Origin of the sequence: Microbacterium sp. NPDC056736 (assembly GCF_042790415.1) — a bacterium.
Lineage (GTDB): Bacteria > Actinomycetota > Actinomycetes > Actinomycetales > Microbacteriaceae > Microbacterium.
The window spans coordinates 710,078-726,584 of sequence record NZ_JBHTZE010000001.1 but is presented as its reverse complement, the minus strand read 5'-3'; the positions used below and the strand labels follow the sequence as shown (position 1 = coordinate 726,584).

General features: G+C 72.0%; 15 protein-coding genes. 10 read left to right on the top strand and 5 right to left on the bottom strand.

The window, feature by feature from the left end:
• Positions 1 to 49: 49 nt before the first annotated feature.
• The gene (locus ACFRAL_RS03300) at positions 50 to 1,330 is read right to left on the bottom strand and encodes an ABC transporter substrate-binding protein (protein WP_378879698.1); all 1,281 of its coding nucleotides are present in this window, start codon (positions 1,328 to 1,330) and stop codon (positions 50 to 52) included.
• Between the two features lie 270 nt (positions 1,331 to 1,600).
• On the opposite strand from ACFRAL_RS03300, the gene ACFRAL_RS03295 reads away from it, so the two are divergent.
• Together ACFRAL_RS03295 and ACFRAL_RS03290 are read left to right on the top strand one after the other, a co-directional pair.
• The gene (locus tag ACFRAL_RS03295) at positions 1,601 to 2,602 is read left to right on the top strand and encodes a LacI family DNA-binding transcriptional regulator (protein ID WP_378879695.1); all 1,002 of its coding nucleotides are present in this window, start codon (positions 1,601 to 1,603) and stop codon (positions 2,600 to 2,602) included.
• A gap of 1 nt (position 2,603) precedes the next feature.
• Positions 2,604 to 2,804, top strand: a complete 201-nt coding sequence (locus ACFRAL_RS03290; RefSeq protein WP_378879692.1) for a hypothetical protein — start codon at positions 2,604 to 2,606, stop codon at positions 2,802 to 2,804.
• On the opposite strand, the gene ACFRAL_RS03285 is transcribed toward ACFRAL_RS03290, so the two are convergent.
• A complete protein-coding gene (locus tag ACFRAL_RS03285; protein ID WP_378879689.1) occupies positions 2,786 to 3,343 on the bottom strand; it encodes a dihydrofolate reductase family protein in 558 nt (185 codons plus the stop codon). The genes ACFRAL_RS03290 and ACFRAL_RS03285 overlap by 19 nt on opposite strands.
• Positions 3,344 to 3,569: 226 nt before the next feature.
• On the opposite strand from ACFRAL_RS03285, the gene ACFRAL_RS03280 reads away from it, so the two are divergent.
• Complete coding sequence (locus ACFRAL_RS03280; RefSeq protein WP_378879686.1) at positions 3,570 to 5,531, top strand: phosphatase PAP2 family protein; 1,962 nt, start codon at positions 3,570 to 3,572, stop codon at positions 5,529 to 5,531.
• Between the two features lie 122 nt (positions 5,532 to 5,653).
• Here ACFRAL_RS03280 and ACFRAL_RS03275 read toward each other — a convergent pair whose 3' ends face one another.
• Positions 5,654 to 6,166 (bottom strand): ACT domain-containing protein, encoded by a 513-nt coding sequence (locus ACFRAL_RS03275; protein ID WP_336393827.1) that lies wholly within the window; start codon positions 6,164 to 6,166, stop codon positions 5,654 to 5,656.
• A 72-nt stretch (positions 6,167 to 6,238) separates the two neighbouring features.
• On the bottom strand, positions 6,239 to 6,607 hold the full coding sequence (locus tag ACFRAL_RS03270) for a hypothetical protein (RefSeq protein ID WP_378879682.1): 369 nt from the start codon (positions 6,605 to 6,607) through the stop codon (positions 6,239 to 6,241).
• A 150-nt stretch (positions 6,608 to 6,757) separates the two neighbouring features.
• Here ACFRAL_RS03270 and ACFRAL_RS03265 point away from each other — a divergent pair, with 150 nt between their 5' ends.
• Positions 6,758 to 7,921 carry a xylanase gene (locus ACFRAL_RS03265; RefSeq protein WP_378879679.1) on the top strand — a complete coding sequence of 388 codons (1,164 nt, stop codon included), beginning with the start codon at positions 6,758 to 6,760 and terminating at the stop codon, positions 7,919 to 7,921.
• Positions 7,922 to 7,953: 32 nt separating this feature from the next.
• On the opposite strand, the gene ACFRAL_RS03260 is transcribed toward ACFRAL_RS03265, so the two are convergent.
• A complete protein-coding gene (locus tag ACFRAL_RS03260) occupies positions 7,954 to 9,111 on the bottom strand; it encodes a glycosyltransferase (protein ID WP_378879676.1) in 1,158 nt (385 codons plus the stop codon).
• Positions 9,112 to 9,236: 125 nt separating this feature from the next.
• Here ACFRAL_RS03260 and ACFRAL_RS03255 point away from each other — a divergent pair, with 125 nt between their 5' ends.
• The 6 genes from ACFRAL_RS03255 to ACFRAL_RS03230 all read left to right on the top strand — a co-directional run bounded on the left by ACFRAL_RS03255 (position 9,237) and on the right by ACFRAL_RS03230 (position 16,410).
• Positions 9,237 to 9,494 carry a glutaredoxin domain-containing protein gene (locus ACFRAL_RS03255; RefSeq protein ID WP_336393831.1) on the top strand — a complete coding sequence of 86 codons (258 nt, stop codon included), beginning with the start codon at positions 9,237 to 9,239 and terminating at the stop codon, positions 9,492 to 9,494.
• A gap of 56 nt (positions 9,495 to 9,550) precedes the next feature.
• Positions 9,551 to 10,399, top strand: a complete 849-nt coding sequence (kynA, locus tag ACFRAL_RS03250; protein WP_378879673.1) for a tryptophan 2,3-dioxygenase — start codon at positions 9,551 to 9,553, stop codon at positions 10,397 to 10,399.
• On the top strand, positions 10,399 to 11,379 hold the full coding sequence (locus tag ACFRAL_RS03245) for a hypothetical protein (RefSeq protein ID WP_378879670.1): 981 nt from the start codon (positions 10,399 to 10,401) through the stop codon (positions 11,377 to 11,379). The genes kynA and ACFRAL_RS03245 overlap by 1 nt, the downstream gene beginning before the upstream one ends.
• A complete protein-coding gene (locus tag ACFRAL_RS03240; RefSeq protein ID WP_378879667.1) occupies positions 11,366 to 12,739 on the top strand; it encodes a kynureninase in 1,374 nt (457 codons plus the stop codon). Before ACFRAL_RS03245 ends, ACFRAL_RS03240 begins: the two co-directional genes overlap by 14 nt.
• Before the next feature lie 162 nt (positions 12,740 to 12,901).
• Positions 12,902 to 14,722 (top strand): aldehyde dehydrogenase family protein, encoded by a 1,821-nt coding sequence (locus tag ACFRAL_RS03235; RefSeq protein WP_378879664.1) that lies wholly within the window; start codon positions 12,902 to 12,904, stop codon positions 14,720 to 14,722.
• Positions 14,719 to 16,410 (top strand): GMC family oxidoreductase, encoded by a 1,692-nt coding sequence (locus tag ACFRAL_RS03230; RefSeq protein ID WP_378879661.1) that lies wholly within the window; start codon positions 14,719 to 14,721, stop codon positions 16,408 to 16,410. Before ACFRAL_RS03235 ends, ACFRAL_RS03230 begins: the two co-directional genes overlap by 4 nt.
• The last annotated feature ends 97 nt before the right edge of the window (positions 16,411 to 16,507 follow it).

Here is a 16,507-nt window from a genome sequence, read left to right as displayed (position 1 = left end):
GGTCGGGACGGTGGCCCGGGCGCGCCGGGCCACCGTCTGTCGAAGGGGGTCAGCCCCCGATGGCTGCTTTCGCGCTGTCGAGGCCTGTCTGCCAGGCATCCTCGGGCGCGACGTTGCCCGCCTGCATGTCCACGAGCGCGTTGAGCAGCGCACCGCCGATAGCACTGGTGTCGGGACCGTTGTAGAACGACTGGAAGTTCATCACCGAGTCGCTCATGATCTGACCGATCGGAGAGTCGCCGTAGAACGGGTCGGTGTAGCTCTTGACCTCGTCGCTCTCGAGCGCCGCTTCGGCCGCGGGGAAGGTGCCCGTCTCGGCGAAGTGCTCGGTCTGACCCTCGGGCGACAGCATCGTCTCGATGTACTGCCAGGCCGCCTCTTTGTTCTCAGCACGGGCGGGGATGGCGATGACGCTGCCGCCCCAGTTGCCGCCGACGCCGGGGATCGAGGCGATGCGCCACTTGCCCTCGGTGTCGGGGGCGTCGTTCTTGAGGCCCGAGAGGATCCAGGACGGCGCCGTGGTGACGGCGAACGCGCCGTTGGCCTTGCCGGGCGCCCAGCCCGAGGACCATGCCGGGATGTCGGCGCTGATACCGGCCTCGTAGGCGCGCACCGCGACGTCGAAGGCTTCCTCGACCTCGGGGTTGGTGTCGTAGACGAGCTCCCCTTCAGGCGTGTAGTACTTCTCGCTCACCTGGTTCACCGTGGAGAAGAAGACCGAGGTCTCGACGTTGTCGACGAACGGCTCGCCGGTGGCCTCGGTGTACTGCTCGCCCATGGCGATGAAGTCATCCCACGTCGACCACATCTCCGCCACCTCCGCCGGGTCGGTGGGCAGGCCCGCCTGCTCGAAAAGGTCCGCGCGGTACGCGAAGGCCAGGCCGCCGACGTCGGTCGGGATGCCGATGATCGATCCGTCCTCGGCGGTGGCCCCCTCGATGGCCCAGTCGAGGTATCCGTCGCCGATGTCGTCCCCGCCGAGCGTGCGCAGGTCGACGAAGTTGCCGGGGTTCTCGACGAACTTCGGCAGGTCGTCGTTCTGGATCATGACCAGGTCGGGCACCCGACCGCCTGCCAGGGCGGCCGTCAGCGCGGTCGCCGTCTCGGTGGTGCTGCCGACCTCCGAGAGCTTGACCTTCGCGTCGGGGTTCTTCTCGAGGTACCGGTCGACCGAGTCCTTCTGACCGATTCCGGTGAATGACCAGAACTCGAACTCGGCGTTCGGGTCTCCGGCCTCGGAGCCGGAGCCGGAGCCTCCTGAGCATCCTGAGATCAGCAGCGCGAGTGCGCCGACGGCGGCGATGGGCAGGGCCAGTTTGCGACGATTCACAACTGCTCCTCTTCCTTGGGGACATGTGAGTGCGGGAGACGACGGAATCTCACCGTTGCGAGAGATCGATCTCTCGTCCGCGAGCCACAGTAGCGATGCAACGTTGAAAAGCGCAAGCCTGCTCACGGAAAGCGCTTCTCCCAGACGTGCATTGCCGTTCCCACGGCACGCTGTCAGAGCGCAGCACGTCCCGAGCACGCGTACGTGCAATGATCGACGTGATCGTGAGATCGATCTACGGCGGATGTGCATTTCTTCGGAGGGGAAGCCATGGCCCGACCCACCATCGTCGACGTCGCCCAGGCGGCGGGCGTCTCACGCGCCACCGCCGCTCGCGTGCTCGCCGGGGCGACGAACGTCGACCCGGCGATGACGGAGGCCGTAGCGCGCGAGGCTCGGCGACTGGGCTACGAGACCAACTTCGCCGCACGGGTGCTGCGCGGCGGAAGGGCCGGCTCGATCGGCCTGGTCATCGCCTTCGACGAGCTCGGCAGTCTCAGTGGCACGTTCTTCACGGCCGTGCTCAAGGGTGCGGCGAAGGGCCTGTCGGCCGGCGAGGTGCAGCCGGTTCTGCTTCCCGCCGATCATGAGGACCTCGACCGGATCCCGCGGTTCCTGCGCTCGGGAGCACTCGACGGCGTGATCGTCATCCTGCAGCACGAGATCACCCATCTCGTCGAGAGCCTCGCCGAGTCGCCGATCCCGGTCGCCTGGGTGGGCAGACCGCACGCCGACATCGGCCCCGACCCGATCGTGATCGACTCCGACAACTACGGGGGCGGGGTCCTCGCCGCGCGTGCGCTCGTCGAGCGCGGGCGGCGTTCGATCGGCATCATCACCGGTCCGCTCGATCTCGAGCAGGCTCGCGAGCGGACGCGCGGATGGACGGACGAACTCGCCCGTCACGGCATCCAGCCCGGCCCGATCGTCCACGGCGACTTCACGCTCGACAGCGGCACCGCGGCGATGGCGCGTCTGCTTCAGCGCGACCCCGATCTCGACGGGGTCTTCGCGTCGTCCGACCTGATGGCCGCCGGTGCGATGCGCGTCCTGCAGGCGGCCGGTCGTCGCGTGCCGACGGACGTGTCGGTCGTCGGCTTCGACGACGTGCTCATCGCGAGCACGTCCGACCCCCCGCTCACGACGGTCCGGCAGCCCTTGGAAGAGATGGGCCGCGCGGCGGCCGACACGCTCCTCGCCACCATCCGGGGACTGCCAGCCGAGAAGGAGCAGCTGCTGCCCACGTCGCTCGTCCGTCGCGAGTCGCTCTGAGATGCCCGTCCCGCCGCACAAGGTGCTCATCAGCACGGATGCCGCGAACGAGGTCGACGACCAGTTCGCCGTCGTGCATGCTCTGCTCTCGCCCGTCCTCGACGTGCGGGGGATCCTGCCGGCTCACTTCGGACGATGCGGGCGGGATGACGGGGAGCGGCCGAGGGACGAGGTCGATTCGCGTCACCGCCGAACGCGGTAGCCGAGGTACACAGCCCCGTTGCCGAAGCGGCGCTCGTCGATCAGCTCGAGGTCGAGTCGCAGCCCCTCGTCGAGGAATCGGATGCCGCCGCCGACCACGGCCGGCGACACCACGACGTGCACCTCGTCGAGGATGCCGGCGCGCGCGGCCGCCGAGGCGAGCCGCCCGCCGCCGATCGCGACGGGTGCGGGCGAGGCATCCGCCATCCGTCGCACCTCGGCCACGTCGAAGTCCGGCCGCAGCGCGGTGCGGCTCGTCGTGACCGCGTCGAGCGTGCGTGAGTACACGATCTTGTCGCTCCCGCGCCACTCGAGCGCGAACGCGCGCTCCGGCGGCGACAGCTCGTCGAGGTCGAGCTCGTCCCACACCTTCATCACCTCGTAGACCCTGCGGCCGTACAGGTGCGTGCGGGCGGGCGCGACGAGGTCGTTGACGAACGAGTGCACTTCCTCATCGGGCACGGCCCAGTCCCAGCGGCCGTCCGGACCGGCGATGTAGCCGTCGAGCGAGGCGGAGTTGAAATACACGAGCGAGCCCATGAGTCGGCACGCTACTCGCCGCCGATCGGCGGCGTCACCACCCGGGGAGAGGCAGTCAGTCTTGTCAGGACTATTGAACATACGCACAAAGCCGGGCTAGGTTGTCGGAAGGCGCTTGCCGAAGACAGGACGACGAGGTCGCATCTCCTCCCCGTGACGACCTCGCCGGGGTCCTCTTCGGCGTGCAACGGCGCGTCACGGGAGTCTGTCGAACGAAGGAGTTGACGTGGTGAGAACCACCCCCCACCGGCCTCGATCCCCGCGACGCGCCGTCGCCACCACCGTCGGGTGCGTCGTGCTGACGTCGCTGGTGCTGCCGCCCGCCGCCGCGCATGCCGGGGCTGCCGCTCCTCCCGCCCATTCCAGCGCGCCACGGGCTGCCGGCTCCGGAGACCCGGCCGCGTTCACCCCGGCGACCGCGATCGAACCGCGGCCAGGCGTCTACGGCACGTTCACCGACACCTATCGTCAGAACGTCTCCGCGAACGACACCCCGCAGGCCAATCCCGCCATCGGGGTGTTGACGCCCATGCTCGACTACTTCACCCCGGGCTCCTCATGGAACGACGGGACGGTGCTGAACGCGCAGCTCCACGCCGAGAACATCGGCATCGTCGAGGACATCACCCGGAACCGCACCGACGCCGAGTCCGACCAGGCGTGGATCGATGACCGCCGCCACCAGAGCTACTCGCTGATCGCGGGCCTCGGCGAGGACGCTGAGGAGTTCGCGTCGCTGACCGGCGCCGGCACGACGATCACGGAGGTGCCGGCCGATGCGCTCACCGTCCGCTACAGCGACGAGGGCAACGCCAACGGCGTCTGGGCCGACGCCGACTCGCCCCTCGGTTCCGCCGTGCGCCTCGTGAACACGCTGCGCGGCCCGTACGCGTCGGGCAACCACGCGAAGTTCCACTACCAGTACATGCGGCCCTTCCGCTGGAGCTCCGACGTGGAGGTCGTGCCCGAGCTCGTCGTGCGCCTCGTGCCCGAGGCCGACGCCGCCTCCGACGGCGGGTTCCCGAGCGGCCACACCAATGCCGCCTTCATCGCGGGTCTCGCGCTCGCCTCTTCGGCGCCGGAGCACTACGACGAGTTGCTCATGACGGCTGCCGACCTCGGACGCACGCGGGTCGTCTCGGGCATGCATTCGCCGCTGGACGTGATCGGCGGCCGCATCCTCGCGACAGGCCTCGCCGGCGCGACGCTGGCCGACCCGGAGAACTCCGCGCTCATCGCCCAGGCGCGGACCGACACCCGCGAGCTGCTCGATCTGACGCCGCAGCTCGACGCCGACCGCGAGGCGTACCAGGCGGAGCTCGCGCGCTATCACGACCTGACGACCTTCGGGCTCACCCCGGTCGGCGCCTCGGGCGAGCCCGTGCACGTGCCGGCGGGTGCGGAATCGCTGCTTCGCTCCCGGTTCCCGTATCTGAGTGACGATCAGCTGCGCTGGGTGCTGTACTCGACCGCCGTCGACTCGTCGCTGCCGCTCGTGGGCGACGCCGAAGGATGGGGGCGCATCGACCTCTACTCGGCCGTCCACGGCTTCGGCACGCTCGACCGCGATGTGAGCGTGACGATGGATGCCGCGGCCGGCGGCACCGCGGCCGCCGATGTGTGGCTCAACGACATCGACGGCGCGGGCGGGCTGACCAAGCACGGCACCGGCAGCCTCACCCTGGCCGGAGAGAACTCGTTCGCGGGCGGCGTGCTCGTGGCGGGCGGCGACGTGGTCGCGACGCTCGCCGAGTCGCTCGGCGCGGGCGCGGTCGAGGTGCGCGCCGGCGCGTTGGTCGACACCGCCGCAGAGACGGTGCAGGTGGCGGACTCGTACGTCCAGGGACGCGACGCGACCCTGCGGCTCACCCAGGAGACCGCGTCCGCACCGGCGCTCGCCGTCGAGGGGACGGCGCGCTACGCGGGCACGCTCGAGGTCGACGTGGCGGGCCTCGGCGCGTCGGCGGACGGCGTGCGCGTCATCGAGCACGACCGGTCCAACGGACGGTTCGCGTCGGTGGCCGTGACCGGGGGCGCCGAGGGCACCCAGTACACCGTGGACTACCGCAAGGACGGGGTGTACGTGGTGGCCGTCGCACCGCGCGGACAGGCTGACGCTACTCCGGGCGCCGCGCCGGCAGCCGCCGGTGAGCCCGGTCTGCCGCGCGCCGTGCGGTTGATCGCGTAGCGCCGCGCCTCACCGCGGCAGCTCCCACAGGAGCCGGCCCCGCCCCCGTTCGCGCCGGAGGCGGGGCCGCTCCGGTTCGGCCGGCCCGCCGGCGTGGGGGAGGTACTCGACCGGGCGCCGGATCAGGGCTCGAGCGTGACGTCGACCTGGATCTCGGCCGCGAGACGCTCGAGCTCGGCCGTCAGAGCGTCCAGGTCGACGGATGCCGGAACCCGGGCGACGACCGACGCCTCGAAGAGCCGGCCGCCGTACATCGCCGCGTCGGTCGTCGTGGTGGTGAGACGGTCGATCGAGACGTCGTGGCGGTGAAGGACCGCGGAGATGTCGCGCACGATCCCGGGATGGTCGTTGCCGATGACCTTCAGGTGCAGCAGTCGCGCCGCCCCCGCCGGCGGCTCGGCCGATCCGGGGTGCACCGTGACCTCGAGCAGGCCGTCGAGGACGGCGAGCGCCTCGCGCAGCTCGGTGGCGCGCTCGGGCGCGACGGAGACCTCGATGATGCCCGCGAATGCGCCCGCCAGCTCGGCGAGCTGGCTGTTCTCCCAGTTGCCGCCGTGGTCGTCCACGACGTCGGCGACCGCGGCCACGAGTCCGACGCGGTCGTCGCCGACCACGGTGAGCACGAGCGTCGTCATGCGTTCACTGTAGCCAGCCGGGGTCGCCGGGTGCAGAGGAGATGCCGGTGCGCACTCCGGGACCGCCGCGCCTCACGCGGGGCGGAGCTCGTCGGTCACGGGGAACGGCAGGCGGAAGCGCTCCGGGTCCGCGCCGACAGCCGACGCCGCCCCGTACTCGTCGGCGACCACGGTGACGCCGCGGGAGCTCGCCTCGGCGATCCGCACCGGACGCTCGGTGCCATCGGGCAGGCGCAGCGTCCACCGGTCCGCGAGGTAGCCGATGCCGAGCTCCTCGAGGAGCCCCTCGGCAACGAGCCAGTCCAGTGGCCCTTCGGCACCCGCCGGTGTGCGCTCGCGCCCGAGCAGGTCGAAGACGCGGAAGCCCTCGCCGTGCGGCAGCATCCATCCCAGCAGCTCGCCGTCGGCGCGACGATGTTCGATCCAGTCGGCAGGCAGCACGACATCCGAGCGTAGCGAGCGCATCCGCCCGGCGTCACGCCGGTTCCCCACAACCCGCGGTTCCATCGGGGGGCGGTCGCGGCATCCCGATACGATCGGCGTCGAGAGTCGTGCGTGGGGACGCGCGGCGCGGACTCCTGGGGGAGTCGCATGGCCACATTCGGTACCGGTCCCGCCCGTCCGTCGGCGCGGGTTCGTCGTCGGCGCCTGTTCGCAGGCGTCGCCGGCGCCGTCGTCGTGCTCGCCGCCGTCGGCGGCACGATCGCGGCCGTGAGCTTCGCGCGCGCCGGCGCAGAGGCTCGCGCGACCCAGGCAGCGGCACCGCCGACGGCGCCGAGCCCCGAGGCGACGCCGGAGCCGACCCCGCTGACGCCCGAGCACGAGCTGCTCGCCACCACCTCCGACCCCGCGGCGTGCGTCGTCAGCTTCACAGGGGAGGGCGTCGCCGACGCCCCGATGCTGCAGACGCAGGGGGCGCTCTACGCCGACCTGCCGATCCCCGCGCGCGAGGGCCTCGTCTTCGCCGGGTGGTATGCGAACCCCGAGGATGCGGCGGCGCTCGCCATCCCCGGCCGCATCAACGGCTCGGAGACCGTGGTGTGCACAGATCGGCGCGCGACGCTGCACGGCGCGTGGATGAGCCCGGAGCAGAACGCGGCAGCGGATTCCCGCATCCCGATCCTGATGTACCACCAGTTCACCGCGAAGCCCGAGGGCGAGAGCGGGTGGCTGCGCGGCAACTACGCCTACATCGGCGACTTCGACGCCCACATGAACCACATCGCGACGACCGGGTTCTACCTGCCGACGTGGGACGAGCTCTCGGCGTTCATCGACGGGCGCCTGTTCCTGCCGCCGCACTCGGTGATCGTGACCGACGACGACTGCGACATGACGTGGCTGCAGATGGCTGTTCCGATCGTGGTCGAGAAGAAGGTGCTGACCACCGCCTTCTGCATCACCATCGACGGGACGGGTCCCTCGCCCTCCCCCTACGTGCAGCAGCGATCGCACACGCACGACATGCACCGTGCGGGCGACGACGGCGACGGCCGCATCGTGAACCTCTCGGTGCCGGAGATCGTCGCCGACATGGAGACCTCGGCGGCGGTGCTGGGCGTCAAGCAGGTGATGGCCTACCCCTTCGGCCACTACGACGACACCGCGAAAGAGGGGCTGCGCCAGGCCGGCTTCGAGATGGCGCGGACCATCGAGCCGGGCTCCGTCACGATCGGCACCGACAAGCTCGCCCTTCCGACGGTGCGCATCAACTACGGCATGGGCCTGGACGCCCTCGTCGGCCTCATCGGGTAGCGGGCGACCGGCGCCTCCGGGCCGGGCCGCTGCTAGAGCTCGCCGGGCGCCGTGGCCTGCGCGTCCAGCTCGTCGACGAAGCGCCGCGCAGGGCTGGGCGCGACTCCGGGCCTGCGGGGCGCGTAGACGACCAGAGAGTGGAACACGAACCGCACGAAGAACGCCACCACGAGCGTGATGGCCGTGGCCACCACGGCGGAGAAATGCCACGACTCGACCATCAGCGCGATGATCGGGATGCGGATGAGCGCCTCGGCGTTGTTGAAGGTGAACGACTTCGCGAAGCGCACCCAGCCGCCCGACGCCTGGTCGCGCATGTCATGGAAGACGAAGCGCTCGAGCAGCAGGAAGTTGCCGATGATCGTCACCTCGGCGGCGACGATCGCCGCGATGATGTAGTCGACCCCGAGTCCGGTGAGCGCCCACACGATCGCCACGTTGGCGACAGCCCCCAGCCCGCCGATGACGGCGAAGAGCGACATCTTGCCGAAGCGCAGCGCGGTGAGCTGGGTGAGGAAGTGCACGCCCTGCCGGATGGACGCCTTGGACTCGCCGGCATGGCGGTCGGCGAAGTCGAACGGCACCTCCGCGATGCGCATCGGACGCCGCGCGAGGATCTCGAGCAGGATCTTGAAGCCGCGCGGTCGCAGCAGCGCCTGATCCACGCTTCGCCGGTCGATCAGGAAGAAGCCGGTCATGGGATCGCTGACCTCGCGCAAGCGGACGGGGAACATCGCGCGCGTGAGGGCGGTCGAGGCCTTGGAGACCAGTACGCGCGTGCGGTCGGCGAGGCCGTGGGCGGTGCCGCCGCCGGCGTACCGCGACGCGATGACGACGTCGACGTCGCCGTGCGAGAAGCGCTCCCACATCTCGGGGATCTTCTCGGGCGGATGCTGCAGATCGCCGTCGATGACGAGGCACGCGTCGGCCGCGGCCTCGGCGAGCCCCTGGATCACGGCACCGCCGAGACCGCCGGTGGGCCTGTCGCGATGGATGAGCCTGACCGGCACGGGAGCGGATGCCGCCACCGTGCGGATCACGTCGGGCGTGGCATCCGTGCTGTCGTCCACGAAGAGGATCTCGGCCTCGACGCCGCCGGGCACCTCGGCGATCGCGGCCGCGATGCGACGCACGAGCTCCGTGACGTTCGGAGCCTCGTTGTACGTCGGGACGATGATCGACAGCTGCATTGCCGCATATCCTCCCATGCGCCGGTGATCGCGCGTCACCTCTCCCCCGGACGGATGCCGCAACCGCGGCTGGGCCGGCCCCCGCATGCGGCGCCCACCCAGGATTCCCGGGGGAGAATGGAACGATGACCTCCCCCACGACCATCACCATGTTCGGCGCGGACTGGTGCCGCGACTGCGTCCGCACGAAGAAGCAGCTCGACGAGCTGGGCGTCTCGTACACGTACGTCGACCTCGTCGCCGACCCGTCCGCCGCCGACGTCGCGCGTGACATCTCCGGCCGCACCAACATCCCCGTCGTGGTCTACCCCGACGCCTCGCACCACGTCGAGCCGTCCAACTCCGACGTCGAGGCGAAGCTCCGCGAGCTGTCCCTCATCTGACACGGATCGACGCACGGGCCTGACGGCGCGACGCCGCTCCTCATTAGGCTGAGGCCGTGAGCGTCGAACGCAACACCCGGGCGATCGAGGGGTCGGTGGTCACCGACTTCCAGGACCGCATGAGCTACGGCGGGTACCTCGAACTCGCCACGCTGCTGTCGGCGCAACGTCCCCTCAGCGACCCCGAGCACCACGATGAGCTGCTGTTCATCGTGCAGCACCAGACCACCGAGCTGTGGCTGAAGCTCGTGCTGCACGAGCTCGGCGCCGCCTGCCGGCTGCTGCGCGAGGATCAGCTCGCCCCCGCGCTCAAGTGCATCGCCCGGGTGAAGCACATCCAGAAGACCCTCACCGAGCAGTGGTCGGTGCTGGCGACGCTCACACCCGCCGAGTACGGCCAGTTCCGGGGCGTTCTGGGCAACGCGAGCGGCTTCCAGTCGGCGCAGTACCGCGCGGTGGAGTTCACCCTCGGCAACAAGAACGCCGGCATGCTGCGGGTCTTCGAGTCCGACCCCGGCGCCCACGCGCTCGTGACGGCGGCGCTGGAGGCGCCGAGCCTCTACGACGAGTTCCTGCGGCTCCTGGCCCGCTCGGGCTACCCCGTCCCCGCCGCGCTCCTCGACCGCGACGTGACCACCGCCTGGACCTACTCGCCCGAGCTCGTGCCGGTCTTCGTCGACATCTACCGCGACCCCCGCGCGCACTGGGCGGCGTACGAGACGTGCGAGGAGCTGGTCGACCTCGAGGACAACTTCCAGCTCTGGCGGTTCCGCCACCTCAAGACCGTCGAGCGGATCATCGGCCTGAAGACCGGGACCGGCGGCTCCAGCGGTGTGCCGTTCCTGCAGCGCGCGCTCGACCTCACGTTCTTCCCCGAGCTGTACGCGGTGCGGACGGAGCTGTGATGAACCACGATCCTCATGCGCTCCGCGCCCTCCTGGGCGACGACGCCGGACTCTGCCACCGGGCGATCACCGGAGAGCACGGCGTCTCACTGCCCCCGTTCACCGATCACCACGTGCACCTGCACCTCATCGACGAGAGCCGCCTCGCGTCGGGCGGGATCGCGGGCGTCGTGGACCTCGGCGGCGATCCGGTGGCCCTCGCCCGCCGCGAGAACCACAGCATTCCCCGCGTGGCATACGCCGGTGCGTTCCTGACCGCCCCCGGCGGCTACCCCGTCGGCCGGTCCTGGGCGCCGGCCGAGATCGCCCGCGAGATCAGCGATCCCTCCACCCACCCCGGCGTTCCCGGGAGCGCCGCCACCGCGGTCGACGAGCAGGCGTCGTTCGGGGCATCCGTCATCAAGGCGTCGCTCAACAGCGCTGCCGGGCCCGTGCTCGATCCGGCGACGCTGTCCGCCGTCGTCGAGGTGGCCCGCGAGCGCGGGCTGCCCGTGATCGCCCACGCCGAGGGCGAGGGGATGCCACGGCTCGCGTTCGAGGCCGGAGTGAGCGGCTTCGCCCATACGCCGTTCAGCGAGTACGTCGGGCGCGCCTTCATCGCCCACGCCGCCGCGGCCGGTCACGTGTGGATCTCGACACTGGCCATCCACCGGGACGACGCCGAGGCGGCGGAGTTCGCGCGGGTGAATCTGGCGGGCTTCGCCGCGGCCGGCGGACGCGTGCTCTACGGCACGGACCTCGGCAACGGGGAGCAGCCGGTGGGGGTGAACGCCGAGGAGGTCTCGGCGCTGGACCGGGCCGGTGTGCGCGGAGCGGCGCTGATCCGCGCGATGTCCGACCCGTGGCCGTTCGCCGAGCCGCCGTCGGGCGTCCGCACGTTCGTCCCGGGTCCGCCGCCCGGCCAGCTCGACGAGGTCGCCGAGTGGCTGCGCGGCGCGACCGTCGTCCCCACCGAGGAGCTCGTCCATGACGACCACTGATCCCGTCGCATCGTCGGACCCGGCCTCTTCCGGGTTCGGGGCGCACGACGGACGTTCGGGGCGCGTGCCGCACGCCCCGAACGTGCGGGACGCGCCCCGAACCCCCGGTCGTGCCGGGACCGGCGCGGTGGCGGACCTCGAAACGGATGCCGCGGCCCTCGACGCGGCCGATCCCCTGCGGACGCACCGCGAACGGTTCGTCGGAGCCGAGTCGTCGCTGGTCTACTTCGACGGCAATTCGCTCGGCCGGCCGCTGCGGGCGACCGTCGACCGGCTCGCGGCGTTCACGCGCGACGAATGGGGCGGCCGGCTCATCCGAGGGTGGGACGAGTCCTGGATGCACCTCCCCTTCGAGATCGGCGACGCCGTCGGGCGCGCCGCGATCGGCGCGGCCCCGGGGCAGACCGTCATCGGCGACTCGACCACCGTGATGCTGTACAAGCTCCTGCGCGCGGCGTTCGACGCCGCGGTGGCGGCCGACCCCGGCAGAGTCGAGATCGTCGTCGACCGCGACAACTTCCCCACCGACCGGTACCTCGTCGAGGGCATCGCCGCCGAGCGCGGCGGCCGGGTGCGCTGGATCGAGGTCGACCTCGCGTCGGGCGTGACGGCCGAGGCCCTGCGGGCGGCGGTCGGGCCCGAGACGGCGGTCGTGCTTCTCTCGCACGTCGCGTACCGCTCGGGATATCTGGCGGATGCCCCGGCTCTCACCCGCATCGCCCACGACGCCGGCGCGCTCATCGTGTGGGACTTGTGCCACTCGGCCGGCTCCGTCCCCGTCGAGGCGGACGCCTGGGGATTCGACGTCGCGGTCGGCTGCACGTACAAGTACCTCAACGGCGGTCCCGGCTCGCCGGCGTTCGCCTACGTGGCGACGCGGCTGCAGGATCGCCTCGCCCAGCCGATCCACGGTTGGATGGGCACCGCCGACGTGTTCGCCATGGGACCGCAGTACCGGCCGGCCGCGGGCATGCGGCGATTCCTGTCGGGCACGCCGCCGATCGTCGGCATGCTGGCGATGCAGGACACCCTGGCCCTCATCGAGGAGGTGGGGATCGAGGCCGTCCGGTCGAAGTCGGTCGCGCTGACCGAGTTCGCCGTGCGCGCCGCCGATGAGGTGCTCTCTCCGCTCGGCGTCGAGATCGCGTCTCCTCGCGACCCGAACCTCCGCGGCGGGCACGTGACGCTGTCGCACCCGCGGATGCGCGCGGTGACCGCCCGGCTGTGGACCGAGGACGTCATCCCCGACTACCGCGACCCCGGCGGCCTGCGCGTCGGCCTGTCGCCGCTGTCGACCTCGTTCGCCGAGACGCTCGCGGGTCTGCGAGCCGTCGAGGCCGCCGTCCGGGCCGAGGCCTGACCCGGCGCGCGGGGACCGCCGCCGTCCCCGGCACGCGGAGGCAGCGGCGAGACCGCGTGCCAGGCAGGGTGAGACTGCGTCCTGTCGCTGGGTCGACGTGACGTAGGATGCCCGAGACGGACGCCCCCGCGCACCGTCACCCTCTGCGTCGAAGGAGAGCACATGGCCGGCAGCGCCCCCGCCGAGGCGGAGACGACGGGTGACGCCCCGGGTGCGACGCCGGCGGCGCTCCCCGCCGCCGAGCGCGCCGCCCTCGACGAGGCGATCGCCCGTCTGGAGGACGGCTCGCGCGTGTGGGCCGCGCTCACCCTCGACCAGCGGGCACGACTGCTCGGCCGCGTGCGCGACGCCGTCGGAGCGGCCGCCGAGGACTGGGCCGACATCGCCACGACCTCGAAGGGCCTGGAGCCGGGGCATCCGCTGTCCGCGGAGGAATGGCTCGGCGGGCCGTACGCGATCATCAGCCTCCTCGACGCCCTGCGCGAGACCCTGCAGACACTGTCGAAGGGCGGGAACCCGCTCGACGGCGTGAGGCTCGACACGGCTCCGGGAGGGCGCCTCCGCGCCCACACCTTCCCGCTCAACGGCACCGAGCGTCTCCTCCTGTCCGGCTTCACCGGCGAGGTGTGGTTCCAACCGGGGGTGACGGCCGCCGACGCCCGGCGCGAGGCGGGGCTCGCCCAGCTGACGCCCACCGAGCCTGCGGGCGTCGGGCTCGTCCTCGGCGCCGGGAATGTGGCCTCGATCCCGGCCGCCGACGTGCTGTACGAGCTCGTCGCCGCCAACCGCGTCGCGCTGCTGAAGCTCAATCCCACCCAGGACACCCTCCTGCCGGTCTTCGAGCAGGCCCTCGCGCCGCTCATCGAGCCCGGCTTCCTGCGCATCGTGCGCGGCGGCGCCGCGACCGGCGCCTACCTGACGTCGCACCCGGGCATCGCGCACGTGCACATCACCGGATCCGCCGGCACGTTCGACGCGATCGTGTGGGGCGATCCGGCACGCCCGGCGAGCGACTCGGACGCCGGTGCCGGGACGACGGCGGCGGCGCAGAAGGGCGAACCGTCGCTCACCGTGCCGATCACGGCGGAGCTCGGCGGGGTGTCGCCCATCATCGTGGTGCCCGGACGCTGGTCGGCCGCCGACCTGAGATACCAGGCCCAGCACGTCGCGACGATGCGCCTGGTCAACGCCGGCCACAACTGCATCGCCGGGCAGGTGGTGATCCTGAGCGCGGACTGGCCCCAGCGAGAGGCGTTCCTGCGCGAGCTCCACGCCGCCTACACCGCCGCCCCCGTGCGCCCGGTGTGGTATCCCCGCAGCGACGAGCGGCTCGCGGCCGCGGCATCCGACTATCCCGACGCGGTGTGGAGCGCGGACGGCACCCGCGCCCTCGTCGAGGTCGGGCCGCACGCCGATGCCACCGCGATCGAGACCGTCGAGTACTTCGCGCCCGTCCTCGGGGTCGTGGAGGTGAGAGGAACCGGGCAGGAGTTCCTCGACGCCGCGGTCGCCCACGCCAACGAGAAGCTGACCGGGACCCTCGGCGCCAACGTGCTCATCGACCCCGCGACCGAGGAGGCCCTCGGGGACGGCTTCGAGCGCGCCATCGCCGACCTCCGCTACGGCGACATCGCGATCAACACGTGGACGGCGTTCAACTTCCTCACCGCGCGTCTCACGTGGGGCGGGTTCCCGGGCGCCACGCTCGCCGACGTCTCGAGCGGAATCGGGATCGTGCACAACGCGCTGCTGCTGGACCGGGTGGAGCGCTCGATCGGCCGCGGTCCGTTCCGTCCCTTCCCTCGATCGATGGGCGACACCCTGCGGCGGGTGCGCCTGGCCCGGCGCACGGTGCTGCCCACGCCGCCGTGGTTCGTGAGCTCGCGCACCGGCGCCGAGGTCAGCGCCGGCCTCACGCGCTACCTGATCGACGGCCGGGTCCCCGGGCTCGTGAGGACGCTCGCGAAGGCCATGCGGGCGTGACCGGGGCGGTGGCCACCCCCCGCCGGCGGGCAGCCCGGCGGTGGGACGTCGGCGCCTTCGGCCGCGACGGGCTGGAAGCGGACTACGTCGTCGTCGGCGCCGGTTCCGCCGGTGCCGCGCTGGCCGCACGGCTGAGCGAGGATCCGTCGGCCTCGGTGCTGCTGCTCGAGGCCGGTGGGCCCGACAGGGCGATCGAGCTGCACGTGCCGGCGGCGTTCTCGCGACTGTTCCGCGGCCCGTACGACTGGAGCTACGACACCGTGCCGCAGCCCGGGCTCGACGGCCGAACCGTCTACTGGCCGCGCGGCAAGACGCTCGGCGGCTCGTCGTCGCTCAACGCGCTCATGTGGATCCGCGGGTTCGCGGCGGACTACGACGAATGGGCGGATGCCGCCGGCCCGACCTGGTCGTGGGACGCGCTGGTCCCCTACTTCCGGCGCGTCGAGCGCACGACCGACCCGGCCGATCCGTCGCAGGGCACCGACGGCGCACAGCCCGTCGAGCCCCAGCGCGACCCGCGACCCCACACGGCGGCGTTCCTGGCGGCGGCCGCCGAGGCGGGGCATCCGCTCACTCCTCCCAACCTGCCCTCCGGTCAGGGCTTCTCGCAGACGATGGTGACCCAGCGCCGCGGTGCACGCGCGTCGACCGCCGACGCGTACCTGCGGCCGGCCGCCGCGCGCCGCAACCTGCGGGTGCTGACCGGTGCGCTGGTGCGCCGCGTCACGTTCGGCGCCGGTGGTGCCGGCGACGAGCGGCGCGCGAGCGGCGTGTACCTCGACATCGGCGGCGTGACCCGTCACGTGCGGGCGCGGCGCGAGGTCGTGCTGTGCGCCGGCGCGATCAACACGCCGCAGCTGCTGATGCTGAGCGGGATCGGGCCGGCCGATCACCTCGCCGAGCACGGGATCGGCGTCGTCGTCGACGCGCCGGGCGTCGGCGCGAATCTGCAGGACCACCTCGTGGCCGGCCTCGCCCCCGCCGTCGACGCCGGCACGCTGCACGACGCCGATCGCGTCGCCGAGCTGGTGAAGTACGTCACGCGGCGGCGAGGGATGCTGACCTCCAACGTCGCCGAAGCGTACGGGTTCGTGCGGACGGAGGTCGCCGAGCGGTCCGGCACCCCCGAGGGGCTGCCCGACATCGAGCTCATCTTCGCGGCGGTGCCCTACATCGGCGAGGGGCTCGTACCCTCACCCGGCCACGGCATCACCGTCGGCGCGATCCTGCTGCGTCCGCGCAGCCGCGGGACGATCCGCCTCGCGTCGGGCGATCCCGCCGACAAGCCGCTCATCGACCCCGCGTACCTGTCGGATCCGGATGGCATCGACGAGGCCACGATGCTCGCGGGCCTGGCGGAGTGCGAGCGGCTCCTCGACACCGACGCGCTGCGCGCCGTCACGACGGGCGGCTGGGTGCAGCCCGAGGGCGGCGAGCGCATGACCGCCGCCGAGCGCGCCGAGCTGTCGCTCCGCCGCTACTCCCATACGCTCTACCACCCGGTCGGGACGGCGCGGATGGGGACGGATGCCGCCTCCGTCGTCGACCCCGAGCTCCGCGTCCGCGGGGTCACGGGCCTGCGTGTGGCCGACGCATCCGTCATGCCCACCGTCATCCGCGGCCACACCAACGCCCCCACGATCGTCATCGGCGAGGTCGCCGCCGACCTGCTGCGCGGCCGCCGCTGACCCGTCCCCCGCCCTGCGACCCGCGCCTGTTCGTTTCCCCCGAAACACCGCATCCGTGGCGAGACACCACGCTGCGTCGCGGTGTCTCGTCGCGGAT

Excerpts from the sequence above, each read along its gene's own strand:
- ACFRAL_RS03295 (WP_378879695.1), top strand. The coding sequence starts at position 1,601 with ATGGCCCGACCCACCATCGTCGACGTCGCCCAGGCGGCGGGCGTCTCA.
- ACFRAL_RS03290 (WP_378879692.1), top strand. The coding sequence starts at position 2,604 with ATGCCCGTCCCGCCGCACAAGGTGCTCATCAGCACGGATGCCGCGAAC.
- ACFRAL_RS03285 (WP_378879689.1), bottom strand. The coding sequence starts at position 3,343 with ATGGGCTCGCTCGTGTATTTCAACTCCGCCTCGCTCGACGGCTACATC.
- ACFRAL_RS03275 (WP_336393827.1), bottom strand. The coding sequence starts at position 6,166 with ATGACGACGCTCGTGCTCACCGTGGTCGGCGACGACCGCGTCGGACTC.
- ACFRAL_RS03265 (WP_378879679.1), top strand. The coding sequence starts at position 6,758 with ATGGCCACATTCGGTACCGGTCCCGCCCGTCCGTCGGCGCGGGTTCGT.
- ACFRAL_RS03260 (WP_378879676.1), bottom strand. The coding sequence starts at position 9,111 with ATGCAGCTGTCGATCATCGTCCCGACGTACAACGAGGCTCCGAACGTC.
- ACFRAL_RS03255 (WP_336393831.1), top strand. The coding sequence starts at position 9,237 with ATGACCTCCCCCACGACCATCACCATGTTCGGCGCGGACTGGTGCCGC.
- ACFRAL_RS03245 (WP_378879670.1), top strand. The coding sequence starts at position 10,399 with ATGAACCACGATCCTCATGCGCTCCGCGCCCTCCTGGGCGACGACGCC.
- ACFRAL_RS03240 (WP_378879667.1), top strand. The coding sequence starts at position 11,366 with ATGACGACCACTGATCCCGTCGCATCGTCGGACCCGGCCTCTTCCGGG.
- ACFRAL_RS03235 (WP_378879664.1), top strand. The coding sequence starts at position 12,902 with ATGGCCGGCAGCGCCCCCGCCGAGGCGGAGACGACGGGTGACGCCCCG.